The organism is Stenotrophomonas sp. GL_101 (assembly GCF_057835675.1).
This window is the reverse complement of sequence record NZ_CM174432.1, coordinates 423,776-447,866: the sequence shown is the minus strand read 5'-3', so window position 1 is coordinate 447,866 and position 24,091 is coordinate 423,776. Positions and strand designations below refer to the sequence as shown.

Annotated in this window: 23 protein-coding genes; 14 read left to right on the top strand and 9 right to left on the bottom strand. The window is 66.9% G+C overall.

The features are described 5' to 3' along the window. Nucleotides 1-35: 35 nt before the first annotated feature. Entirely contained in the window at nt 36-1,505 is a 1,470-nt protein-coding gene (locus AC3IR9_RS02000; protein WP_489293706.1) for a transglutaminase-like domain-containing protein, read from the bottom strand. Between the two features lie 225 nt (nt 1,506-1,730). Between AC3IR9_RS02000 and AC3IR9_RS01995 the strand changes: the two genes are divergently transcribed. From AC3IR9_RS01995 to AC3IR9_RS01970, 6 genes are all read left to right on the top strand, one after another. Continuing rightward, entirely contained in the window at nt 1,731-3,179 is a 1,449-nt protein-coding gene (locus AC3IR9_RS01995; protein ID WP_489293705.1) for a C40 family peptidase, read from the top strand. Beyond that, nucleotides 3,176-4,282: a dipeptide epimerase gene (locus AC3IR9_RS01990; protein WP_489293703.1), complete on the top strand. Its 1,107-nt coding sequence runs from the start codon at nt 3,176-3,178 to the stop codon at nt 4,280-4,282. Before AC3IR9_RS01995 ends, AC3IR9_RS01990 begins: the two co-directional genes overlap by 4 nt. Before the next feature lie 8 nt (nt 4,283-4,290). Next, nucleotides 4,291-5,139 carry a MurR/RpiR family transcriptional regulator gene (locus tag AC3IR9_RS01985; RefSeq protein WP_489293702.1) on the top strand — a complete coding sequence of 283 codons (849 nt, stop codon included), beginning with the start codon at nt 4,291-4,293 and terminating at the stop codon, nt 5,137-5,139. An 18-nt stretch (nt 5,140-5,157) separates the two neighbouring features. Beyond that, on the top strand, nt 5,158-5,928 hold the full coding sequence (locus AC3IR9_RS01980; protein ID WP_489293700.1) for a L,D-transpeptidase family protein: 771 nt from the start codon (nt 5,158-5,160) through the stop codon (nt 5,926-5,928). Further along, the gene (locus tag AC3IR9_RS01975; RefSeq protein WP_489293698.1) at nt 5,925-7,223 is read left to right on the top strand and encodes an APC family permease; all 1,299 of its coding nucleotides are present in this window, start codon (nt 5,925-5,927) and stop codon (nt 7,221-7,223) included. The genes AC3IR9_RS01980 and AC3IR9_RS01975 overlap by 4 nt, the downstream gene beginning before the upstream one ends. Before the next feature lie 106 nt (nt 7,224-7,329). Further along, nucleotides 7,330-7,677, top strand: coding sequence for a hypothetical protein (locus AC3IR9_RS01970; protein ID WP_489293696.1), 348 nt, complete (start codon nt 7,330-7,332; stop codon nt 7,675-7,677). Nucleotides 7,678-7,700: 23 nt separating this feature from the next. On the opposite strand, the gene yiaA is transcribed toward AC3IR9_RS01970, so the two are convergent. Then, nucleotides 7,701-8,150, bottom strand: coding sequence for an inner membrane protein YiaA (yiaA, locus tag AC3IR9_RS01965; protein ID WP_489293695.1), 450 nt, complete (start codon nt 8,148-8,150; stop codon nt 7,701-7,703). 177 nt (nt 8,151-8,327) lie between these two features. On the opposite strand from yiaA, the gene AC3IR9_RS01960 reads away from it, so the two are divergent. Then, nucleotides 8,328-9,476 (top strand): PQQ-dependent sugar dehydrogenase, encoded by a 1,149-nt coding sequence (locus AC3IR9_RS01960; RefSeq protein WP_489293693.1) that lies wholly within the window; start codon nt 8,328-8,330, stop codon nt 9,474-9,476. A 116-nt stretch (nt 9,477-9,592) separates the two neighbouring features. On the opposite strand, the gene AC3IR9_RS01955 is transcribed toward AC3IR9_RS01960, so the two are convergent. The 4 genes from AC3IR9_RS01955 to folB form a co-directional block, all read right to left on the bottom strand. Continuing rightward, nucleotides 9,593-10,201: a hypothetical protein gene (locus AC3IR9_RS01955; protein ID WP_489293691.1), complete on the bottom strand. Its 609-nt coding sequence runs from the start codon at nt 10,199-10,201 to the stop codon at nt 9,593-9,595. Nucleotides 10,202-10,397: 196 nt separating this feature from the next. Then, nucleotides 10,398-12,572 carry a beta-glucosidase BglX gene (bglX, locus tag AC3IR9_RS01950; protein WP_489293689.1) on the bottom strand — a complete coding sequence of 725 codons (2,175 nt, stop codon included), beginning with the start codon at nt 12,570-12,572 and terminating at the stop codon, nt 10,398-10,400. Nucleotides 12,573-12,709: 137 nt separating this feature from the next. Beyond that, entirely contained in the window at nt 12,710-13,981 is a 1,272-nt protein-coding gene (locus tag AC3IR9_RS01945; protein ID WP_489293687.1) for a mechanosensitive ion channel family protein, read from the bottom strand. Nucleotides 13,982-14,051: 70 nt separating this feature from the next. Then, on the bottom strand, nt 14,052-14,405 hold the full coding sequence (gene folB / locus AC3IR9_RS01940) for a dihydroneopterin aldolase (RefSeq protein ID WP_489293686.1): 354 nt from the start codon (nt 14,403-14,405) through the stop codon (nt 14,052-14,054). A gap of 657 nt (nt 14,406-15,062) precedes the next feature. Here folB and AC3IR9_RS01935 point away from each other — a divergent pair. Then, entirely contained in the window at nt 15,063-15,437 is a 375-nt protein-coding gene (locus AC3IR9_RS01935; RefSeq protein ID WP_489293684.1) for a hypothetical protein, read from the top strand. Between the two features lie 8 nt (nt 15,438-15,445). Here the strand turns inward: AC3IR9_RS01935 and tsaD are convergent, their stop codons facing one another. Then, nucleotides 15,446-16,471: a tRNA (adenosine(37)-N6)-threonylcarbamoyltransferase complex transferase subunit TsaD gene (gene tsaD, locus AC3IR9_RS01930; RefSeq protein WP_489293682.1), complete on the bottom strand. Its 1,026-nt coding sequence runs from the start codon at nt 16,469-16,471 to the stop codon at nt 15,446-15,448. 167 nt (nt 16,472-16,638) lie between these two features. Here tsaD and rpsU point away from each other — a divergent pair, with 167 nt between their 5' ends. Next, the gene (gene rpsU / locus AC3IR9_RS01925; protein ID WP_002808376.1) at nt 16,639-16,854 is read left to right on the top strand and encodes a 30S ribosomal protein S21; all 216 of its coding nucleotides are present in this window, start codon (nt 16,639-16,641) and stop codon (nt 16,852-16,854) included. 142 nt (nt 16,855-16,996) lie between these two features. After that, nucleotides 16,997-17,443: a GatB/YqeY domain-containing protein gene (locus tag AC3IR9_RS01920; protein ID WP_489293681.1), complete on the top strand. Its 447-nt coding sequence runs from the start codon at nt 16,997-16,999 to the stop codon at nt 17,441-17,443. A 69-nt stretch (nt 17,444-17,512) separates the two neighbouring features. Here AC3IR9_RS01920 and AC3IR9_RS01915 read toward each other — a convergent pair whose 3' ends face one another. After that, on the bottom strand, nt 17,513-18,448 hold the full coding sequence (locus AC3IR9_RS01915; RefSeq protein ID WP_489293679.1) for a hypothetical protein: 936 nt from the start codon (nt 18,446-18,448) through the stop codon (nt 17,513-17,515). A gap of 212 nt (nt 18,449-18,660) precedes the next feature. Between AC3IR9_RS01915 and AC3IR9_RS01910 the strand changes: the two genes are divergently transcribed. The 4 genes from AC3IR9_RS01910 (at nt 18,661) to AC3IR9_RS01895 (ending at nt 22,961) form a co-directional block, all read left to right on the top strand. Continuing rightward, complete coding sequence (locus AC3IR9_RS01910) at nt 18,661-19,575, top strand: YihY/virulence factor BrkB family protein (protein ID WP_489293678.1); 915 nt, start codon at nt 18,661-18,663, stop codon at nt 19,573-19,575. Between the two features lie 64 nt (nt 19,576-19,639). After that, nucleotides 19,640-21,367, top strand: coding sequence for a DNA primase (dnaG, locus tag AC3IR9_RS01905; protein WP_489293676.1), 1,728 nt, complete (start codon nt 19,640-19,642; stop codon nt 21,365-21,367). A 54-nt stretch (nt 21,368-21,421) separates the two neighbouring features. Next, complete coding sequence (locus tag AC3IR9_RS01900; RefSeq protein ID WP_489295664.1) at nt 21,422-21,910, top strand: protein tyrosine phosphatase family protein; 489 nt, start codon at nt 21,422-21,424, stop codon at nt 21,908-21,910. A gap of 52 nt (nt 21,911-21,962) precedes the next feature. After that, nucleotides 21,963-22,961 carry a bile acid:sodium symporter family protein gene (locus tag AC3IR9_RS01895; protein ID WP_489293674.1) on the top strand — a complete coding sequence of 333 codons (999 nt, stop codon included), beginning with the start codon at nt 21,963-21,965 and terminating at the stop codon, nt 22,959-22,961. A 230-nt stretch (nt 22,962-23,191) separates the two neighbouring features. On the opposite strand, the gene cyoE is transcribed toward AC3IR9_RS01895, so the two are convergent. Next, nucleotides 23,192-24,091 (bottom strand): heme o synthase, encoded by a 900-nt coding sequence (gene cyoE / locus AC3IR9_RS01890; protein ID WP_489293672.1) that lies wholly within the window; start codon nt 24,089-24,091, stop codon nt 23,192-23,194.

Sequence of the window (24,091 nt, the reverse complement as noted above, 5' to 3'; positions counted from 1 at the left end):
CTCTCCTGCAGATGTGGAATCGTGGATGCCGCCGTTTACCGCGTGGCCTCCAGCGGCACGATGTGCGACTGGAAGTCGTAGTTCCATTGATCGAAGTACAGATTGCCGCCGGACCATTCCACTTCACCGCGCTGCGAATCCACCGTGTCCGAACGCGGGTAGCGTTTGGCCGGCTGCAGCGGCTGCTGGAAATCGTCGTTGAAGGCGATGCGATAGGCATCGAGCCCGCCGAGGTAGAAATCGCGCAGCATCGGCTCGGCGCTGTCCAGGCGGCCGGTGGTGACGTCCATCGGCACCCAGCCGTACGGCGCCAGGTACACCGCGCCCCAGTCGTGCAGGTTGCTGTAAGCCACCGCGTCGTCGGCGTAGACCATGCCCGATTGCCAGCGCGCGGGAATGCCGTTCATGCGCAGCAGGGTGATCAGCAGCAGGGTCTGCTGGCCGCAGTCGGCATGACCGGCGCGCAGGGCGTAATCGCTGATGTTGCCGAGGGTTGAGTACTCGCGCGCGCCGGCCCAGGGGATGGCATCCACCGCATCGAACAACCGGCGCACCACTTCATACGGCCGTGTTTCGCCCTGCAGCACCTGCGCGGAGAACAGCCGCATGGCCGGGGTGAAGCGCACATGCGGCGGCTGTTCGGCCAGGTAAGGGGCCAGTGCCGGATCGGCCGGCGTGGGCTGCACCTGGGCAGGATCGATCGCGGTATGCCGCGCAGACACGGTCAACGCGTAGCGGATCTCGAAACGGGTGGAGCGCCCGGCAACCGCCGTGGCTTCCAGATAGGCGGTGCGCTGCAGGGCATCGGCCGGGGCAATGCGGGCCTTGCCCGGCGAACTGCCGCGCCACTGCAACTGCTCCTGTTGGCCGGGAATCTGCCGCGGGTACGGAATCCACGCACGCAGCACCTGGCCGGCCGGGACCGCATCGGCCTTCACCGTGAGCGACTGGGTCACCTCCACCCGCTGCGGCAGCACCGAGCTGCGGCCGGACTGCGTTGCCGCCTGCACCACCCGTGCGTGATACGGGGTGAGTTTTTCAAAGGGTCCGTCGGTGATCGGTGGCGCATCGGCGCGGCGGCGGGCGCGGGCCTCGCTGCTGAGCCGGAACAGGTTGGACGGCGCACGCTTGAAGTAGCGGCGCTCGCCGTCGATGTCCAGGTGTTCGAGCAGACCCTGGCGGTCCCAGTGGTCAAACTCCTGCTGGCGCAGGTCCGGAATGTCGCGGCGCACGGCCGCCTGCGCGGCGGCGCGATCCAGGCTGAAATCCAGGCGGATGCGGCGCATGCGCTCGCGTTGGAAGGCCAGGCCATCGGCGTGCGACGCCTCGGTGGCGGTGCCCTGGGTGATCTGCGCATCGGCAAGCGCGAAGCGGCCGGCATCGACCAGCTCGGCAATGCGCGCCACGTCGGCCGATTCGGACCGCCCCGGCAGCGCCCACAGCAGCAGCGCCGCGCACAGTCCGGCGACAAGGGGCAGAGACGGTTTGCGAACGGCACGATCCACAGCGACACTTCCCCAGCGCGGGTGGTAATGGCTGTGTAACACGGGCCGGGGCACCGGTCAATAATTTATTCTTGCATTCCACGCCGAAAGGAATAAGTATTCCATGACACCCGCAGCCGCCCGGAGCACGTGCACCATGAATCCTCCAGAGCGGCGCTGCGCGCAGTGCCATGCCGGGTTCGTGCCGGCCGCCCTTGCGCGCTTCCAACCGAGGACATTGCCGCGATGACGCGTTCCCGCTTTGCATTGTGGGCGGCCCCCGCGCGACCGCTCGTGGGTTTGTTGCTGGCCGTGGCCAGCCTGCCCGGGTGGGCCGCCGACGGCGCCGCCGGTCGACCCGATCCGGGTGCCCCGCTGCCGTATGTGGTCGGACTGCATGAGGCTTACCTCACCCCGCAGTACTGGGCCGCGCGCCTGCCCAACGCCGATGCGGTGATCCTGGACCGCCGCCAGATCGACGCGCAGAACACCCGCATGCGTACCCAGGACCGCTCCATCCACGACCTGCGCGCGCTGCCGGCGCAACTGCCGCGGGCGTCGGTGCTGTCCAGCATCCAGGCGCTGTCGCGGTGGCCGGAGAAGGCCCTGTACGGCCAGGACGGCAACCGCATCGACGTGCCGCAGCGCGAAGCGACCCTGCGCAACCTTGCGCTGGACGCGATCCCTGCGCAGTGGCCGCTGCAGTACGGCCTGGTCACCCATCGGGCGGCACTGCGCGCGTTCCCCACCACGCTGCGGGTGTTCACCACCCAGGGCGACACCGATATCGACCGCTTCCAGGAATCGGCCCTGTTCCCGGGCGATGCAGTGGCGGTGCTGCATGAAAGCGCCGACGGGCACTGGCTGTTCATCACCAGCGAACGCTACTCGGCGTGGATCGAGAAGCGCTTTGTCGGCATCGGCGATGCGGCCACCGTGCTCGGCTATGGCCAGCGCGGCCCCTACCGTGTGGTGACCGGCGCGACCGCGTTCACCGCTTACACGCCGGAGGAACCGCGGGTATCGCGGCTGCAGCTGGACATGGGCGTGCGCCTGCCGGTGATCGCCGACTGGCCACAGGACACGCCCGTCAATGGCCAGCAGGCACACGCCGGTTACGTGCTGCAGCTGCCGGTACGCAACGACGACGGCCGCCTGGCACTGGTGCCGGCGCTGCTGCCACGCTCGCAGGACAGCGCCGCCGATTACCTGCCACTGACCCCGCGCACCCTGATCACCCAGGCCTTCAAGTTCCTCGGCGAGCGCTACGGCTGGGGCCATGATTACGACACGCGCGACTGCAGCGGCTTTGTCTCGGAGATCTACCGCAGCGTCGGCGTGCTTGTGCCGCGCAATACCAGTGCGCAGGCGGTGAGCCCGGCGCTGGACCGCATCGCCTTCGATCCGAAGGACGGCAAGGCAACGCGCACTGCGGCGGTGAACCAGTTGCAGGTCGGCGACCTGATCTACATCCCCGGCCATGTCATGGTCACCCTGGGCCATCTCGACGGCCGCACCTGGGTGATCCACGATACCGCCGGCGGCAGCTGGTCCGGTGCCGACGGCAAACGCGTGCAGGCCCACCTCAACGGCGTGTCGGTGACCCCGCTGGAGCCGATGATGGCCAGCGACACCGTCAGCTACATCGACCGCATCACCAACATCCAGCGCATCCGGCCACAGACCAACGAATGAAGATCACCGACATCGAACTGGGCATGCTCCGCGTGCCGCTGAAAACCCCGTTCAAGACCGCGCTGCGCACCGTGGACACCGTGGAGGACGTGGTGGTGCTGGTACGCACCGACAGCGGCCATACCGGTTACGGCGAGGCTGCGGCAACGGCGGTGATCACCGGCGATACCCACGGCTCGATCATCGACGCCATCACCACCTGCATCAAGCCGCGCCTGATCGGCCAGGACGTGGCCAACCTCAACCACCTGTGCGGGCTCATCCAGTCCTCGCTGGAGCGCAACACCAGCGCCAAGGCCGCGGTCGAAATTGCCGTCTATGACCTGTGGGCGCAGCTGCACAACGCGCCGTTGTACCGGATGCTCGGCGGTGGCGACCCGGTGATCACCACCGACATCACCATCAGCGTGGACTACATCGACAAGATGGTGGCCGATTCGCTGTCGGCGATCGATCGCGGTTTCGAGTCACTGAAGATCAAGGTCGGCAAGGACATCGGGCTGGACATCGAGCGGGTCAAGGCGATCCATGCCGCCGTACAGGGCCGTGCACTGCTGCGGCTGGACGCCAACCAGGGCTGGACGGCCAAGCAGGCGGTGCATGCGATGCACACCCTGGAAGAGGCCGGGGTGGTGCTGGAACTGCTGGAGCAGCCGGTCAAGGCGGCCGACATCACCGGGCTGAAGTACGTCACCGACCGGGTCAACACGCCGGTGATGGCCGACGAAAGCGTGTTCAATCCCGGCCAGGTGTTCGACCTGATCCAGCAGCGTGCGGCGGACATCATCAACATCAAGCTGATGAAGACCGGCGGGCTGTCCAATGCGATCCGCATCGCCGACATCGCCGCCATCTACGGCGTACCGTGCATGATCGGCTGCATGATTGAATCAAGCATCTCGGTGGCGGCGGCCGTGCACCTGGCGGTGGCCAAGAGCGAGGTGATCACCAAGGTGGACCTGGACGGCCCTTCGCTGGGCCTGTTCAACCCGGTCAGCGGCGGGGTGAACTTCAACGAATCGGAGATCACCATCAGCGATGCGCCGGGGCTGGGCATCACCGAAGTGCAGGGGTTGGAGATGATCAAGCCGATGCGTTGGTGACCGCGCCCATGCCGCCCCTGGTGAAAATCCGCTCCGAGCGTGACCACATGTCGGCGATCGAACGCCGCATCGCCGACTTCATCCTGGACAACGCCCACCTGCTGCGCGACTACTCCTCCCAGCAGCTGGCCAGTGCCCTGGGCATCAGCCAGTCGAGCGTGGTCAAGTTCAGCCAGAAACTGGGCTTCAAGGGCTACCCGGACCTGAAGTACTCCATCGGCCAGGCGGTCGCCCGCGCCGGCAACTCCCCGCAGGCAGGCGCGCCGTCGCCCGACGTGGCCGACGGTTACACCGAGGTGGCCGAACGCCTGCGCCTGAGCAAGGCCGCCGCCGAGGAAGAAACCTGGCTGGCCAACCCGCAGGCCGACGTCGCGGCCATCGTGCAGTTGATCGACGATGCGCCCAAGGTGTTCGTCTACGGGTTGGGCGATGACGGCCTGTACGCGCGCGAGTTCGCGATGCGGCTGTCGCTGCTGGGCATGCTTACCGTGCACCATGCCGACCCGATCCTGATGATGGCCAACCTCTCGGCGGCACGGCCGAATGATGTGATGCTGGTGTTTTCCGAGTTCGGCAAACTGCCGCAGCTGTTCCAGCTGTCGCGCCAGTTCCAGGACATGGGCGGCAAGGTGGTCTCCATCACCCGGCACAGCGCCAACCCGCTGCGCGCGCACGCCGATGCAGCGCTGGTGGTGTGCGCGCACGACCCGGCACCGCACCTGGCGCAACTGTTGTACCGTGCCTCATTGCAGTCCCTGCTGGACTTCGTCTTCGTGCTGTTGTGCCACGCCAACCCGGACCGCCACCGCCAGCTCGGGGTGAACCTGGAACGGATCGAACACCTGATCGATACCTGATTGCTGGAGCCCACCACGATGCTGCCGTTCCGTTCCGTCCTTGCCTGCCTGGTGCTTGCCACTGCCTTGCCCGCCGCCGCCAAACGGCCGCTGGCCGCGCCGTTGGACGGCAGCACGCAGGTGATCGTGGTGACCACCGAGGGCTGGGAGGCCACCCACGGCCAACTGCAGGCCTTTGTGCGCACCGACGCCGGCTGGCAGCGGCAGGGCGCGGCCTTCGACGTGGCCGTGGGCCGCAGCGGCAGCGCCTGGGGCATCGGCCGTCATCCGCCGCGCACCGACGGGCCGCAGAAACAGGAAGGCGATGGCCGCAGCCCCGCCGGTGTGTTCGACATCGGTCCGGCCTTCGGTTACGCGGGCAAGGCCGATACCGCCCTGCCCTACCAGCCGATGCTGACCACCAGCTACTGCATGGACGTGCCCGATTCGCCGTACTACAACCGCATCGTGGATGCCGACGTGGTGGGCGCCGATGCGGTGGCAGGCTCCACCGAGCCCATGCGCCTGGACCTGCACAACAACGGTGACGTGCGTTACCGCGAGGGCTTCGTGATCGAGCACAACCCCAAGGCCGTGCCGGGCCGGGGCAGCTGCATCTTCGCCCACCTGTGGCGCGCGCCGGGCGAGGCCACCGCCGGCTGCACGGCAATGCCGCCGGCGCACATGCAGGCGTTGCTGGCCTGGCTGACGCCCGATGCCAGGCCGCGCCTGGTGCTGCTGCCACGCGCGCAGTACCAGCAACGGCAAGCGGCCTGGCAGTTGCCGGTACTGACGGACGTGGCGCAATGAGCGCGCCGGCCGATCCACAACTGGAACGCGCGGTCAGCCGCTGGCAGATCGTCGGGCTGTCGATCAACGATGTGATCGGCAGCGGCATCTACCTGCTGCCGGCCGCCACCGTCGCCCTGCTCGGGCCGTTCAGCCTGTGGGGCGTGGTCGCCGCCGGTATCGTGGTGGCATTGCTGGTGCTCTGCTACGCGCAGGCGGCCAGCTACTTCGACGAGCCCGGCGGCAGCTATCTGTATGCACGCGAGGCCTTCGGGCGCTTCGCCGGGTTCGAGATCGGCTGGATGATCTGGCTGACCCGGATCAGCTCGGCGGCCGCGTTGAGCAATGCGCTGGCCGATGCCGTGGCGCGGTTCTGGCCGTGGGCCGGGCACGATATCGGCCGCATCGCGATCATCGTGGTGTCGCTGGGCTTCCTCACCGCGGTGAACGTGGCCGGGGTGCGCTCGGCCGCCCGCACCGGGGTGATCCTGGTGATCGGCAAGCTGCTGCCGCTGCTGCTGTTCGTGGCGATCGGCGCGTTCTACGTGGATACCGGGCTGGCCTTCTCCGGCGTGCGCCCGGACCCGCATGACCTGCAACGCATGGGCGAGGCGGCGTTGCTGCTGCTCTACGCCTATGCCGGGTTCGAGAACATTCCAGCTGCCGCGGGCGAGTACAAGAACCCGCGCCGCGACATTCCTTTCGCACTGATCACCATGATCATCACCGTCACCGTCATCTACGGCGCGGTGCAGTTCATCGCGCAGGGCACGCTGGTCGGGCTGGCCAGCTCGCCGACGCCGCTGGCCGATGCGGCCGCCAGTTTCGGCGGGGTCACCCTGGCGCTGATCCTTACCGTGGGCGCCACCATTTCCATCCTCGGTACCAACAGCAACACGATGATGATGGGCCCGCGCTTCCTGTTCGCGCTGGCCCGCGACGGCTATGGGCCGAAGCTGCTGGCACAGGTGCATCCGCGCTTCCGTACCCCGGCCGCGGCGATCGTCACCCAGGGGCTGATTGCACTGGCGTTGGCGCTGTCGGGCTCGTTCGTGCAACTGGCGCTGCTGTCGATGACCACGCGGTTGTTTGCCTACATCGGCACTGCGGCGGCGGTGCTGGTGCTGGCGCGGCGGTTCGGCGACCGCCCCGGTGCATTGAAGCTGCCCGGCGGCCCGTTGATCCCGATCCTCGCACTGCTGTTGTGCCTGGCGCTGTTCATCAGCGCCAGCTGGCAGAACATCGCCGCCGCCGGCATCGCCTTCGCGGTGGGCGCGGTGATCTACAAATTTCCGCGCAAGGATGCGCCGCCCTGATCCAGCATGGGCCGGTGAAGGGCGCTTGATGTGCCATTCACCCCGCACGCCCACGCTGTTAACCGGCACCCCGCTACGGTGAAGCCTCACCCCACCGGAGCAGAACATGAGCCCTGATTACCAGATTCCCGGCCGGGTGCCGGAAGACGGCGTCCCGCGCCAAGCGGTATCGGACTACTGGCGCGAACGCTTCAGCAGCGAACCGTATTACGACAGCAGCCAGTTCTTCGATGACTATGAGCCGGCCTACCAGATTGGCCACCAGTCGCGCGCACAGGAAATCACCCGTGCCTACGAGGAAGTGGAAGCCGAACTGGAAACACGTTGGGCGCAGGAACGCGGCAAGAGCCCCCTGACCTGGGCGCAGGCACGCAATGCCGTGCGGCGCGGCTGGGACGAATCCACCGCGTTGCGGCAGTCGCACCTGGACAAGGGCGTGCCGCGCGGCACCTGAGGTACCGCGCAGCCGCCACCGGTTCACTCGCCGCTGGGCAGCGGCGGAATGTCACGCTTGATGTCAGCCCCAGCATCGCCCGCGGCCATCAGGTCGCGGGTGTTTTTCTGCACCGCCACCGCGCCGAACAGGCTCAGCGCGAAGGCCATGCCGTAGAAGCCCTTTTCACTGAGCAGCAGGGTGGCGTTCCACAACCCGACCAGCAGCAGCAACAGCGCTGCCAGCAGTGCGAACCAGCACAGTGCGTAATACAACCCGCTGACCGGGATACCCTCGACGCGGTCGCGCACGCTTTTCTGCAGCGACACCGCCGCGAACAGGCCAAACAGCAGCAGCGTCAGGTAATAGCCCTTTTCATTGAGTGCCATCTCCGCGTTGAACAGGCCGACCAGATAGGCCACCGCGCCCAGCAGCAGCGCCGTCCACGAGGCGGCGATGAACGCCGGGGACGGTTTATGCACCGGTTGTGTCATTTTCCAAACTCCTTTTGAAGGCGGCAGGCCGCACATGCCGCCCCCACGGGCGGCGCGGGGCAACGTTAGCCGATCCGGGCAGCCGCGCCTACGGGGGATGACGTATGGTCCACGCCCCGTTGATGGCCATGGTGTACAACCATGGCTGGCCATCGCATCCCCACCCGGAGATCCCCCATGACCCGCAAGCTGCTGCTCTCGCTCGCCGTCACCCTCACCCTGCCCCTGTTCGCCACCGCCTGCGTAGCCGCCGACAAGGCCGCCGCGCCGGTGCTGGAGAAGGCCCAATGGCCCTTCGCGGCCACCGAGTTCGCCACGTTCGATGAGCCCTGGGCGATGAGCTTCCTGCCCGACGGCAGCCTGTTGGTGAGCGAAAAGCGTGGGGTGCTGAAGCATTTCGACCCGCGCACGCGCAAAAGTGCGGACATCACCGGGGTCCCGAAGGTGGCCTACGGTGGCCAGGGCGGCTTCGGCGATGTGCTGCCGCATCCGCAGTTCGCCAGCAATCAGCTGGTGTACGTGAGCTACGCCGAAGCCGGTGAAGGCAGTACCCAGGGCGCGGCGGTGGCGCGGGCACGGCTGGCGCTGAAAGCCGATGGCAGCGGCGCGCTCGAAGACCTCAAGGTGATCTGGCGGCAGACGCCGAAGGTGGACGGCAAGGGCCATTACGGCCACCGGCTGGCGTTCGGTGCGGACGGCAAGCTGTGGATCACCTCCAGCGAACGGCAGAAATTCGACCCGGCCCAGGACATGGGCGGCAACCTGGGCAAGATCATCCGCTTGAACGACGACGGCAGCGTGCCGGCCGACAACCCGTTCGCTTCGCAGGGCGGCGTGGCCGCGCAGGTGTGGTCGCTGGGCCATCGCAATGCGCTGGGCATCGCCTTCGACGCGCGCGGCAAGCTGTGGGTACACGAAATGGGCCCGGCCGGCGGCGACGAACTCAACCTGATCGAGCGCGGCGCCAACTACGGCTACCCCATCGTCTCCAACGGCAATCATTACGATGGCCGCGACATTCCCGATCACAGCACCCGGCCCGAATTCGCCGCGCCCAAGGTGACCTGGACCCCGGTGATTTCACCGGCCGGGTTCATCATCTACAGCGGCAAGCAGTTCCCGCAGTGGAAGGGCAGCGGCTTCATCGGCGGGCTGTCGTCCAAGGCACTGGTGCGGGTGGCCTTCGATGGCGACAGCGCGCGCGAAGCCGAGCGCTTCGACATGGGCGAGCGCATCCGTGAAGTGGAACAGGGCCCGGATGGGGCGATCTGGCTGCTGGAAGACGGCAAGAACGGGCGGTTGCTGAAGTTGACGCCGAAGGGTTAAGGGCGAAGCGTACCGACCAACGGTCGGTACCTACCGGGCGTAACGAACGGTGGTTGGTGCAGCGGGGCGTGACGACCCCGCGGTAGGTACCGACCGTTGGTCGGTACGCACGCCGCTCAATCCTGCACGGTAACGATGCCGATGTTGGCCTTGCTGCAATCGTTGTCCGGGCAGATGCCGTTGATCCAGATCTGGCCGTTGCCCAGCATCACCCCCTGCCAGTTCACAAACACCGCGTCGAACTGCTGCGCGGCGATGGTGCTGGCGATCTCGGGGGTGATGATGCTGTCGTACTCGCGCTCGAAGCTGGCCGCGTCGGCCACCTTGCGCTTCTTGCCACCCACGTTGACGCTGACCGGGTACAGCGGCAGGGCGGCCACCGCCTTGGCATCGTGCGCGGCCACGCCCTTCTGCAGGGCGGTGAAGATCGCTTCGTAGCGGGGAGCGTCGCCGAGCAGGCGTTCAATGCGCTGGCGGACGTCGCCTTCGCTGCTGCCAGCATTGGCATCCGCTGCGCTGGTCGCAGGCGTGGTCTGCGCTACGGCGTCGGCCGGGGTTGCCACCGCATCGGGCGACATGCCCGCGACCGGAGCGTCCTGGCCGGGTGCGGTGGTGGCGGTCGGCGGTGCGGTCGGCGCAGCAGCGGCCGCGTTGGCTGGCGGTGCTGCCGGCTGCGCGCAGGCAGCCAGCAACAGGGTGGGTAGCAGGAGGTGGATCGCGCGCATGCTGGCTTCATCGGTTTTGCGAGGAAGCCAGCGTAACCGCCCACACGTCAGCCGCCGATGATGGCCGCTCACGTCCTGCGACCGTCCTGCAACCGCCGTAGAGCCGACCGTTGGTCGGCTGCCTTCACGTTCAGCCGGCCACCGATGCGTGCAGGAGCAGCCGACCAACGGTCGGCTCTACCGCGGGTTGGCGCGGTCAGGCCGCCAACAGCTCGAAGATCACCGGTTCACCACTGGCCGACGATGCACACACCCACAGCTCGAACTGACCCGGCTCGGCGCCGAACACCCCATCGCGGTTGGTGAAGCCCAGCGCATGGCGGTCCAGGCTGAACACCACCTGCGTGCTCTGGCCCGGCTGCAGCGCCACCTTGCGGAAATCCTTCAGCTCGCGCACCGGCCGCACGCGGCTGGCCACGCGGTCGTGGATGTACAGCTGCGGCACTTCTTCGCCTGCCACCGCACCGGTATTGGTGAGCGTGGTGGTGATGGTGAGGGTGTCGTCCCAGCCCAGCGTTTCGGCGCTGAGTTGCGGCACGCCATAGCTGAAGCTGGTGTAGCCCACGCCGTGCCCGAACGGGTACAGCGCCGCGTTGGGAATCTCGCGCCAGCGCGCCTTGAACTCGGACATCGTCGGCAGTTCCGGGCGGCCGGTACGCGCGTGGTTATAGAAGAACGGCTGTTGCCCGGACACCTGCGGGAAGCTCACCGGCAGGCGCCCGGAGGGGCTGTAATCGCCAAACAGCACATCGGCCACCGCATGCCCGGTCTGGGTGCCCAGGTACCAGGTGATCGCCACGGCATGCGCATTGCGCACCGCGCCTTGAAGCGCCAGCGCGCGACCATTGCGCAGCAGCACTACCAGCGGCTTGCCGGTCATCGCCACCGCTTCGGCCAGGGCCTGCTGCGCGGGCGGCAGGGTGATCTCCACCCGCGACTGCGCTTCACCGCTGTAGCGCTGCGGCTCACCCAGCGCCAGCACCACCACGTCGGCGCGCAGCGCGGCGGCCACAGCCTGCTCGATGCCATCCTGCACGGCCGCTTCCAGCTCGCACCCCGGCACGATTTCCAGCAAGGCGTCATCACCGATCGCCGCACGCACCCCCGTTTCCAGGGTGACGTAACGCGACTTGTCGCCGAACAGCGTCCAGCAGCCTTCGATGTTCTCGCGGTCCTGCACGAACGGGCCGATCAGCGCGATCTTCTGCCCGGTCTTTTTCAGCGGCAGCACCGCATCGGTGTTCTTGAGCAGCACGATCGAACGACGCGCGGCATCGCGCGACAGCGCGTCATGCGCGGCGAGGTACGCGGTGGATGCTTCGCGCTCCAGGTCCAGCGACCGGTACGGGTCGTCGAACAGGCCGATGGCCTCTTTCAGCCGCAGCATGCGGCGCACCGATTCATCCAGGGTCGCCATCGGCACCTCGCCGCTCTCGACCAGACCCGGCAGGTGCTCGGCGTAGAAACCGCTCTGCATGCTCAGGTCCAGCCCGGCGGTGAATGCCTTGGCGGTGGCGTCGCGGTCATCGGCGGCATAGCCGTGCGCCACCAGTTCCATGTCGGCGGTGTAATCGGAGATCACCACGCCGGGGAAGTTCCATTCGCCGCGCAGGATGTCGGTAAGCAGTTCGGCATTGGCGCTGGCCGGTACGCCGTTGATGTCGTTGAAGGAGGACATCACGGTGAGCGCGCCGGCCTCGAAGGCGGCCTGGAACGGCGGCAGGTGCACATCGCGCAGGGTCTGCGGGGAGATGTCCACCATGTTGTATTCCATGCCCGCCATCACCGCACCGTAGGCGGCGAAATGCTTCGGGGTGGCCAGCAGCGCGTCGGCCGCACGCAGGTCCGGGCCCTGGAAGCCGCGCACGCGGGCGGCGGCGAACGCACAGCCCAGCACCACGTCTTCACCGGCGCCTTCGGCACCACGGCCCCAACGCTGGTCACGGGCAATGTCCACGGCCGGGGCATAGGTCCAATGCAGGCCGGCGGCGGTGGCTTCCACCGCGGTGGCGCGCGCGGTGCGCTCGGCCAGCGCCGGCTCGAAGCTGGCCGCTTCGCCCAGCGGGATCGGGAACACGGTGCGCATGCCATGGATGACATCGGCGGCCAGGATCACCGGAATGCCCAGCCGGCTCTCCTCCAGCGCTACCTGCTGGATGCGCCGGCCGGCTTCCACGCCCACGCCGTTGAACAGCGACCCCACCTTGCCCTCGCGCACCTGCTGCAGCACCTGGTCGGCGTTGAGCACGTTGGCTTCCGGGTTCACGTCCGGGGCGAACGGCCGGACCATGTCGGCGAACACCCCGAGCTGGCCGACTTTTTCTTCGACGGTCATCTGGGCAATGAGGGTTTCGATACGATCGGCGGCCACCGGCGGTCCTTATGAAAACGTTTACAAGGCCGGGATTCTAGCGTTCCCGAGCCCGTTGTGAATGATTTTTGTCGTTCATTTTTCTTCCGGGTGGGAAGAACCCCGCCGCCGTGAGCGCGGCAGCGGGGCACAGGAGCTTACTCCGCAGCGGCCAGCCGCTGCTGTCCGGCCATCAACATCGCGTCGCTGGACTCCTGGAAAACCCGCAGCCCAAAGGCCGGCAGGATCGCCAACAGGTGGTCGAACACATCGGACTGGATGTCTTCGTACTCGCCCCATGCGGTGGTCCGGGTGAAGCAATAGATCTCCAGCGGCAGGCCCTGGGTGGTGGGCTGCAACTGCCGTACCAGCAGCGTCATATCCGTATGGATTCCCGCATGTCCTGCCAGATAGCGCTGGATGTAGGCACGGAACGTGCCCAGGTTGGTCACCCGGCGCGCGTTCACCGCCGCCACGCCCTTGGCCTGCAACTGGGCGTTCCACTGCTCCAGCTCGGCCTGCTTGCCGCGCAGGTAGTCGCCCAGCACCGCGAACTGCTCCAGCTGGGCCAGCATCGGCGCATCGGCAAAGCCGACGCTGTGCTGGTCCAGGTACAGCGCGCGCTTGATCCGCCGCCCGCCGGCCTCCTGCATGCCGCGCCAGTTCTTGAACGACTCGGTGACCAGTTTCTTGGTCGGGATGGTGGTGATGGTCTTGTCGAAGTTCTGCACGGTGATGGTGTGCAGGGCGATGTCGATCACATCGCCGTCAGCGTTCTGGCTGGGCATCTCGATCCAGTCGCCCAGCCGCACCCGGCCATCGCCGCTGATCTGCACGCTGGCCACCAGCGACAGGATGGTGTCCTGGAAGATCAGCATCAGCACTGCGGTGGCCGCGCCCAGCCCGGTCACCAGCGGGCCCAGCTCCACGCCCAGCAGGGTGGCCACGATCGACAGACCGGCGATCACGAACACCACGATCTTCACTACCTGCAGGTAGCCCTTGATCGGCTTGTTGCGCGCGTCCGGGCGGCGTTCGTACAAGTCGTTGGCGGCATCCAGCGCGTGCGCCACAGCCAGCGCCACGGTCAGTACTGCCCAGGCGCGGCACGCGCCGATGATGAAGTCCACCAGCTCCGGCGGCAGGTCCGGCACGATCCGGATGCCGGCGGCGATGACCATGCTGGGCACCACGTTGGACAACCGCGAGATCACCCTCAGGTTGTTGCCCTCGGTGCGGCCGGTGTTGCCGGGCAGGCGGCTGACCAGCTTGCGCAGGCCGCGCAGCAGGATCTTCTTGGTGACGAAATTGGCCAGCCAGGCGGTCAGCGCCAGGGCCACCAGCACGATGACTGTGTAAGCCCAGGGCCAGGGCTGCAGGTTCTGCTGGAGGTCGTCCAGCCAACGGATTGCTACTACTGCATCCAACATTTTTCTCCTTTGTGGGAATCATGGGGTTGGATAGCCGGGCAGCGCCCGGCACTACGGGTTGGTTTGCCGGTCAGGCGGCGCTGCGCTCGATGATCACGCCCACCGCTTGCGCACCGCGCACCGCGCCGGGCTTGCTCAGTTTCAGGCGCAGCCATTGCACGTTGAATTCACCCAGCACGATCTCGGCGATGCGCTCGGCCAGGGTTTCCACCAGGCCGAAGTCGGACGCGCGCACGAACTCTTCGATACGCTTGCTGACCGCCTTGTAATTGAGCGTGTCGGCGATGTCGTCGCTGGCTGCCGGGCGACGGTTGTCAAAGCCCATTTCCAGATCGAAACGCAGGGTCTGGCGGATCCGCCGTTCCCAGTCGTAGATCCCGATCAGCGCATCGATCTCGAGCCCTTCGATGAATACCTTGTCCATAGCCATGCCGCGTGGAAGAGGATCAACATGGTAACGGGGCGGGCCGGAACGTGTCGGGAACCGGGCAGCCGCTCCGGGCCGGAAACGACAAAGGGCCCCTTTCGGGGCCCTTTGCTTGCCACCACTGTCCCCGGGGGAATTGGGTTGCCCCAAAAGCGGCTCCCGGCGGCACACACGGCCACCCTAACGCGGCGACATTTTCCGGTCAACGTGACAGTGACGATTCTGGGAACTGGCGCTCAGGGTCTCGCTAATCAATTCATTGAAGCAATCGTTCGACACGCTCACAACGGACCCATCAACTGCGCTCGCGTCGTACCCTGATGCCGTCGCCCGCATGCTGCAGCCTACGATCAGCCACCTCTCCACGGATTTCCCACCGGTGCGCGATCTGCAACTCATCCACCGATCCTTCTCGGCAGCACGCATGCGCACGTTTGAGCGCGCCACCGCTGCCGCACCGGTCCACTCATTTACCCTCTACGAGTGGAACATGCGCATCAACGGCGCCTTCCTGCTACCCCTGCATATCTGCGAGGTGGTCATCCGCAACGCCGTCGCCGAGGCGCTTGAACAACAGCATGCGCGCGCTGGCCTTGGCAGCACGGGCTCCAGTCCAGTCTGCCTGCCGGTGGTACAGCCGATTACAACACCCGTATGGAACTGCAACGTGCGGCTGCCCGTCATGCCTCGACATCGTCGGTGGTCGCCGCGCTGCGCTTCGCGTTCTGGCAGCAAATGTTCACACAACGCTTTGACCATGGCCTCTGGCGGCCAACGCTGCTCCGGGTATTGCCCGGCGCCCAGGCATTCGGTCCACCCCACATTGCGCGTGCCCGCCTGCACGCCGACTTGCAGCGGGTGAGGCTGCTGCGCAACCGGATCGCACATCACGAACCGATCTTCATGCGTGACCTGGACAACGATCTGACTACCATCGCCAGGATCGTAGGGATGCGCTGCCCGGAGGTTGAACGCTGGATGCGGCACGAAGAAGCCGTGACCGCTCTGCTTCAGCGACGCCCGACCTGAGCTGCCGCCTACACCGCCGGCAGCGTCGCCATGTCCCAGCGCGGGGTGACCTGCACCTGCGGCGGGTTGCTTTGCCCCGCCACCAGCCGCAACGCGCCGGCATAGGCGATCATCGCGCCGTTGTCGGTGCACAGCGACGGGCGCGGGAAACAGGCGCGGCCGCCGATCCTGGCCGCCATCTCGTGCAGCTTGGCGCGCAGCCGCTTGTTGGCGCCCACGCCACCGGCCACCACGATCACATCGGTACCGGCCGCATCCAGCGCGCGCTGGCATTTGATCGCCAACGTATCCACCACGGCATCCTCAAAGCCGCGCGCGATGTCCGCGCGGGTCTGCTCGCTCTGGTCGCTGTCGCGCCAGGCCAGCAGCACCTGGGTCTTGAGCCCGGAGAAGCTGAAATCCAGCCCGGGGCGGTCGATCATCGGGCGGGTGAACCGGTACGCGCCCGGCGTGCCGCGCTCGGCCAGCGCAGCCAGCTGCGGGCCACCCGGATACGGCAGGCCCATCAGCTTGGCGGTCTTGTCGAAGGCCTCGCCCGCTGCATCGTCCAGGGTTTCGCCCAACAGCCGGTACTGGCCGATCCGTTCCACCGCCACCAGCTGGGTGTGGCCGCCAGAGACCAGCAGGGCCACGAACGGCGGCTGCGGCGGGTCGTCTTCCATCAGCGGGGCCAGCAGGTGGCCTTCCATATGATGTACACCCACCGCCGGCACCTCCAGCGCCCAGGCCAGCGACCGCGCCACGCCCGCGCCCACCAGCAGCGCACCGACCAGCCCCGGCCCGGCCGTATAGGCCACGCCGTCGATGTCCGACACCGTCATGCCGGCCTCATCCAATGTCTGGCGGATCAGCGGCAGCAGCTTGCGCACGTGGTCGCGGCTGGCCAGCTCGGGCACCACCCCGCCGTATTCAGCATGCAGGGCGATCTGGCTGTAGACCGCATGGGCGCGCAGGGCGTCCGGGCCGGCCCGGTCGGTGTCATACACCGCCACGCCGGTCTCATCGCAGGAAGATTCAATACCAAGGACTCGCATAACGGGTATTATGGACCTCTTGTGGCCTCGGCAGATGTACCGCCAGCGGGCCCTTCGCCCCCCGTGGCCAGGAAGTTTGCCGGGGTGGGTTGCAACTTCTTTTGTCGCCGCTATAATGTGCGGCTCACACCGGGCGTGACCCGGTTCAATTGTGTCCCGGAGATTCCATGCCCAGCGTTAAAGTCCGCGAGAACGAGCCCTTCGAGTTTGCGCTCCGTCGCTTCAAGCGCACCTGCGAAAAGGCCGGCGTGCTGGCCGAAACCCGCAAGCGCGAGTTCTACGAAAAGCCGACCCAGGAGCGCAAGCGTAAAGCTGCCGCTGCTGTGAAGCGTCAGCTGCGTCGCTCCTCGCGCGACGTCACCAAGCGTCAGCGCCTGTACTGATCGAACGCAACTTCGATGCGACAGGCCCAGCCTGTCGCGACGGAGTCGAAGCCGGCACGCGCGAGCGTCGCCGGCTTTTTGCGTTCCTGCGCCTTGGTGGCGCATCGTTCCATCCCCTTTTCCACCGATACCGAGGTGCCCCATGGGCCTGAAGCAGCAGCTCGTTGAAGACATGAAGACCGCCATGAAGGCCGGCGAGAAGGATCGCCTGGGCGTGATTCGCCTGATGCTTGCCGACATCAAGCGCAAGGAAGTGGACGAGCGCATCGAGCTGGACGACGCGGCGGTCCTGGCCGTGCTGGAAAAGATGGTCAAGCAGCGCAAGGACTCGGTCAGCCAGTTCGAAGCGGCCAACCGCGAAGACCTCGCTGTGATCGAGCGCAACGAAATCGGGGTGATCGACCAGTACCTGCCGGCCAAGCTGGGCGAAGCGGAGATCGTGTCGGCCATCCAGGCTGCCATGGCCGACACCGGCGCGACCACCCCGGCCGACATCGGCAAGCTGATGGGCGCGCTGAAGCCGCGCCTGGCCGGCCAGGCCGACATGGGCCTGGTGTCCAAGCTGGTCAAGCAGCAGCTGACCGGCTGATCCAGTGGCCGGTGCCACACCTGAAGAGGCCCGCATCGCGCGGGCCTTTTCAGTTCACCACGACGGCCGTTACTGCGCCTGGCGGCAGTTGCGCAACGTCATCTCACTCTCTTCAACCGCACTGATCTCGCCTTCCAGCTTGGCCCAGTCACGCTCACGCAGCATGGTGAAGTTGGCCGCCTGATCGGAGGCGAACTCACAGCGGATGGTGTAGTTGTTGTTGTTGTAGGTGTCGTTCTGCCTGACACGCAGCAGGCCACGGGTCGGCGTCACCAGGTAGTTGATCGAACCGATGTCGCCCGGCCGGGTCGAGTACCTGTTGGTATTGACCGTATAGATCTGGCCGTCGATCTGGTAGCGCCGCCCCACGTACTTGGCGTAGACCGGCAGGAAGGTGGCCGAACGGTCGCCCTTGTCTTCCTTGTTGGTGGTGGTGCCCAGCAGCAGGTCCTTGAAGGCACCGGAACTGTTGTACAGCGCCATCGTGTCACGCACTTCCTTGCCCATCTTCTTGGACAGGTCCGGTGCGGCCACTGCCTCGACGGCCGGCATCGGATACTGGGCGCGCGCCGCCGCGGCGAGCGTATCGCCCTGGCTGCCCCCCTTCAGTTTGCCCAGCATCTCGCACATCGACTGTTTCGCCGCCTGCGGCTCGATCGACTGCCCGCGCGCCAGCTTGGTCGCCAGGGTGACGCGGCCGGTGCGGTCGGCCGTGGCGACCATCACCAACGGGGTCCGCAGCCCCTTTCGCTGGACCAGGTACTGGTCGCCGCTATCGCCGTTTACCAGCTGTCCACCGACCTCGAACTCATCATCACCACCGATCTTGCGCAGCTGGTCCAACGCACTCTGCACCTTCAGACCCGGCACGGTGAGATCGGCCATGTACAGCGCGCCGTTGCGCGGGTCCCCCACCGTCTTGAACGCCTTCTCGCAGGCCGGGGAAGCCGCGGCCGGACCGGCGGCCGCCAACAGCACCATCGTCGTGTAGACCATTCCTTTCATAAAAGTCCCTTTTTCCTGTGAAGTTGGAGCGTAGTGGCCCTGCGCATCGACAACGGGGCGGGATACCGCAGCTGCAGCCCCCAGTAGGCCTCCGGCTCGGCAGAAGGATAACGCGGTATCGGCCAGACGCGCTGGTCCGAAGAGGCACTTCACCCACTGCAACGCCGGGATTTGCTATTACAAGGGCATCCACTCTGCACCTGATGCCGTTGATGCCGTATCCGCGCCCCTCCCTGACCGCCCTCCGTCCGCACCTGGAGCGGTTGCAGGATAGTTTTCCTGCCGTGTTGGCGCGTCGCTTTGCCGACGCGAACGTGATGACCCAGGCCGCCGCGCTGGCCTTCTATGCCCTGCTGTCGATGGCGCCGCTGCTGGTCCTGCTGCTCTGGTTGACCGCCTCGCTATACCCCCCGGCACAGCAGGCGCTGCTGGGCCAGATCCATGACGTGGCCGGCAGCAGTGCCGCCACCGTGGCCGAAACGGTGCTCAGCAACGCCAACAACCAGCCCGACATCGGCACGCTCGCCGGCGTGTGGAGCACCCTGCTGCTGTTCATTGGCGCCACCGCGGTGTTCGCCCAGCTGCAGAACGCCCTGAACCTGATCTTCAACACCAGTGGCGAGCGCCTGGACGGCATCGTGGCGTGGCTGCGCAAGCGCGTGTTCTCCTTCGGCGTGGTGCTGGCGCTGGGCTTCCTGTTGATCCTGTCGATGACCGCCACCACCATGCTGCAGATCGCCTTCGCGCAGCTGCCCTCGGCACTGCCGGCAATCGGCTACCTCACCAGCCTGGCGCTGTACACGGTGGGCTTCGCCTTCCTCTACCACTACCTGCCCGACCGCCGCGTGGCGTGGCGCCAGGCCTTCATCGGCGGGGCGATCACCTCGGTGCTGTTCGCGTTGGGCCGCTACGGAATCGGCCTGTACATCGCCACCGTCGCGCCCGGCAGCGCGTACGGTTCAATGGGCGCGCTGGTGATCTCGCTGGTGTGGATCTATTACGCCACGGTGGTGTTCTTCGTCGGCGCACTGATGACCGCGGTGGTCGACGAGCGCCTGCGCGCGCGCCTCCAGCCGGGCCCGGCCGGCATCGCGGCAGCTGATCCGGGCGAAGCGGCCGCCAGCTAGTAGACTAGGCCGTCCCCCGCTTCCGTGCGTGGCCGTTGCCGGTCGCGCCCCCTGCCTGCTGCCCATGGCCCGTATCCCCGACGCATTCATCGACGACCTGCTGGCCCGCTCGGACATTGTCGAGGTGGTGGGCAGCCGCGTGCCGTTGAAGCGCCAGGGCAAGGAATACGCCGCGCGCTGCCCGTTCCACGACGAGCGCTCGGCCTCGTTCACGGTGTCGCCGACCAAGCAGTTCTACCACTGCTTTGGCTGCGGCGCGCACGGCACCGCGATCAGCTTCCTGATGAATTACGACCGCCTCGAGTTCCTCGACGCGGTGGACGAGCTGGCCAAGCGCGTGGGCATGGAAGTGCCGCGCGACACCCAGCCGCGCACGGCTGAGCAACAGGATGACAGCCGCGACCTGTACTCGGCGCTGGATGCGGCCACGCGCTTCTTCCAGAAGTCGCTGGAGGGCAGCGACAAGGCGCGCGCCTACCTGGACCAGCGCGGGGTCGACGAGGAGAACCGCACCCGCTTTGCGATCGGCTTTGCGCCCGATGGCTACAGCGCGCTGAAGGATGCCCTGGGCAAGGACGAGCGGCGCATGAAGCTGCTCGACCGTGCCGGGCTGTTCTCCAAGAACGACCGTGGCCACGTCTACGACAAGTTCCGCGACCGGGTGATGTTCCCCATCTTCGACCGCCGTGGCCGGGTGATCGCCTATGGCGGCCGGGTCATGGAGAAAGATGATGGCCCCAAGTACCTCAACTCGCCCGAGACCGCGCTGTTCCACAAGGGCCGCGAGCTGTACGGCCTGTGGCAGGTGCGCCAGGCCAACCAGAAGATCGAACGGCTGATCGTGGTCGAAGGCTACATGGACGTGGTCTCGCTGTTCCAGTTCGGGGTGACCCAGGCGGTGGCCACGCTGGGCACGGCCACCACTCCCGAGCATGCCGAGCTGCTGTTCCGCAATGCGCCGGACGTGTTCTTCTGCTTCGACGGCGATGCCGCCGGTCGCCGCGCCGGCTGGCGCGCGCTGGAATCGGTGCTGCCGCGCATGAAGGACGGCCGCCAGGCCTTCTTCCTGTTCCTGCCCGATGGCGAAGACCCCGACACCATCGTGCGCAAGGAAGGCCGTGAGGCGTTCGACGTGCGTTTGAAGCAGGCCACCCCGCTGTCGCAGTTCTTCTTCGACGAGCTCACCGGCGAGGTCAACATGACCACGCTGGACGGCAAGGCGCGGCTGGCCGAACGGGCCAAGCCGATGCTGGCGCAGATTCCCGACGGCGCCTTTGGCGACCTGATGAAGCAGCAGCTGAGCACCCTGACCGGGCTGGGCAGCAGGCCTTCGGCGACCACCACCGGATCACGGCCGCCGCCGCGTCCGCTGGCCCCCACCCAGCGGCGCAGCCTGGTGCGTGCGGCCATCGCGATCCTGCTGCAGCAGCCGTCGTTGGCGATGACCCTGGAAGGCCACCACTTCAACGGCCTGCGCCTGCCCGGTATTGAACTGCTGCTGGAGCTGCTGGAGCTGGTGGAACAGCGCCCGGACATCAGCACCGGCGCGCTGCTGCAGCACTTCGATGGCCGTGAAGAGCAGGAATCCCTGCACAAGCTGGCCGCGCAGAGCCAGCCCGGCGATGAGGCGATGTGGACCCAGGAGCTGCAGGATGCGGTGGCGCAGCTGGAAAAACAGCTGCTGATGCAACGCCTGGACGAGCTTCAGGCAAAGCACAGGCAGCAGGGTCTGGACGATACTGACAAGTACGAACTGCGCGAGCTGCTCAAGGCCCGCGCCACCCTGCGCTGATTCTTTGTGGAGCCCGCTGACATGCCCGACACCGCCCTCCAGCCAGCCGCGCCCCTGTTCTGCCGATTGTTTGCCGCAGCCCTGTTGCTGCTGCCGCTCGCCGCCCTTGCCGACGCCCTGCCCTTTGCGCAGCCGCGCGCGCAGCTGTACAGCGCCGGCCAACCCACTGCCGCGCAGCTGCAGCAGGCGGCCACGGCCGGCGTCACCACCGTGATCGATCTGCGCCAGCCCGATGAAGACCGTGGTTTCGATGAAACCGCGGCGGCCGAACGCCTGGGCCTGCGTTACGTGCGCATCCCGGTGGCCGGTGCCGCCGGCCTGACCGACGCCAACGCGCACGCGCTGCGCACCGCGCTGGCGCAGAGCAGCGGACCGGTGCTGCTGCACTGCGCCTCGGGCAACCGGGCCGGTGCGCTGCTGGCGCTGCTGCAGGCGCGCGACGGCGCCACGGTTGAACAGGCACTGGATGTTGGCCGGCGCGCCGGCATGACCTCGCTGGAAGCACCCACCCGGGCCCTGCTCGAACAGGCTGCCGCGCGTTGATCCAGCGCGCGCCTCCGTTCTCTCTTTTCCCCCTGACAGGAGCGTGCCCCGCATGAAGCCCTGGTGGTCGCGCCTGCGACCGGACAACTTCACCCTCGCCCTGCTCTGCACCGTGCTGCTGGCCTCGCTGCTGCCCATGCACGGCGCCGCCGCGATGGTGCTGGACGATGTCACCGACGTGGCCATCGCCGCGCTGTTCTTCCTGCACGGCGCACGCCTGCCGCGCGAGTCGATCGTGGCCGGGCTGCTGCATTGGCGCCTGCACCTGACCATCCTGGCCTGCACCTTCGTGCTGTTTCCGCTGCTGGGGCTCATGTTCAAACCGCTGGACGGCTGGCTGCTGACCCCGGAGCTCTACATCGGCGTGCTGTTCCTGTGCGCGCTGCCGTCCACGGTGCAGTCCTCCATCGCCTTCACCTCGATGGCGCGTGGCAACGTGCCGGCGGCAGTGTGCAGTGCCTCGCTGTCGAGCATCCTCGGGGTGTTCCTGACCCCGTTGTTGTTGGCCCTGCTGGCCGGGACCGCAGGCGGCATGCACAACCCGGGGCAGGCCATTGTCAGCATCATGCTGCAGCTGCTGGTGCCGTTCGTGGCCGGCCACCTGCTGCGCCCATGGATTGCCCGCTGGGTGGAGAAGCAGCGCGCGCTGCTGCGCTACACCGACCAGGCCACCATCCTGCTGGTGGTGTATTCGGCCTTCGGCGAGGCAGTCAGCGAAGGCCTGTGGAGCAAGACACCCTTGCTGTCGCTGCTCACCGTAGCCATCGTGGCCGCCGTGCTGCTGGGCATCGCAATGCCGACCATCCGCTTCATCGCGCGCCGGCTGGGCTTCAACCGGGCCGATGAAATCACCATCCTGTTCTGCGGCTCCAAGAAGAGCCTGGCTACCGGCATCCCCATCGCCAAGGTACTGTTCGCCGGCGGCAGCCTGGGGGCGATCGTGCTGCCGATCATGATCTACCACCAGATCCAGTTGATCGTCTGCGCGATGATCGCCCAGCGCTATGCGCGCGATCCCATCGAGCCCGCGCCACCTGGGGTGAAGCAGTAGATCCTGCGCGCACCGCGCGAGCTGCCCGCCACGACCAACGGTCGTGGCCTACCAGGATGCGCCGGTAAAGCAGAACGCCACACACGGCCAGGAGACCACGGTAGGTACCGACCGTTGGTCGGTACAGCAGCCCACCACACACGGCCAGGAGACCACGGTAGGTACCGACCGTTGGTCGGTACGGCAGCCCACCGCACACCGCCAAAAGGCCGCGGCAGGTACCGACCCCCTCATCCCAGCCAGGGCAGCATCCAGTGGTCGACCATCAGGAACGCGAACAGCGCCATCAGGTAGACGATGGAATACCCGAACATCTTCATCGAGAAGATCTCGTCCGGCGGATTCAACATGCGCCACGCGTACCAGAGGAACACCGCGTTGAGCACGATCGCCCCGCCCAGGTAGAACATGCCGCTCATGCCCACCGCCACCGGCAGGATGCTGACGATGGCCAGCACGATCGAATAGGCCATGATCGACTTGCGGGTGTACACCACGCCGTGGGTCACCGGCAGCATCGGGATCTCCGCCTTGGCGTAATCCTCGCGGCGGAAGATCGCCAGCGCCCAGAAGTGCGGCGGGGTCCAGATGAAGATGATCAGTACCAGCAGCGAGGCGTACGCCCAATCCGAGGCGCCCTGCATGCCGGTCACCGCTGCCCAGCCCAGCATCGGCGGGGTGGCGCCGGCGAGGCCGCCGATCACGATGTTCTGCGAGGTGGCGCGCTTGAGGTACACGGTGTAGATCACCGCGTAGCCGATCAGCGAGGCGAAGGTGAGCACGGCGGTGATGACATTGACCCAGACCACCAGGATCGTCATCGACAACGCGATCAGGATGCCGGCGAACACCAGCACCTGCCACGGCTTGACCTTGCCCACCACCAGTGGGCGCCACGAGGTGCGTGCCATCTGCGCGTCGATGTGCGCATCCAGCAACTGGTTGATCGCCGCCGCTGCCGAGGCCGCCAACCAGATGCCGAGGAAACCCAACGCACCGTCGAGGGCCTGCTGCGCGGTGGGCATGCCCGGGATGGCCAGGAACATGCCGACCAGCGCGGTGAACACGATCAGCGCGACGACCTTGGGCTTGGTCAGATCCCAATACTGGCGATAGTTGCTCAACCTCAT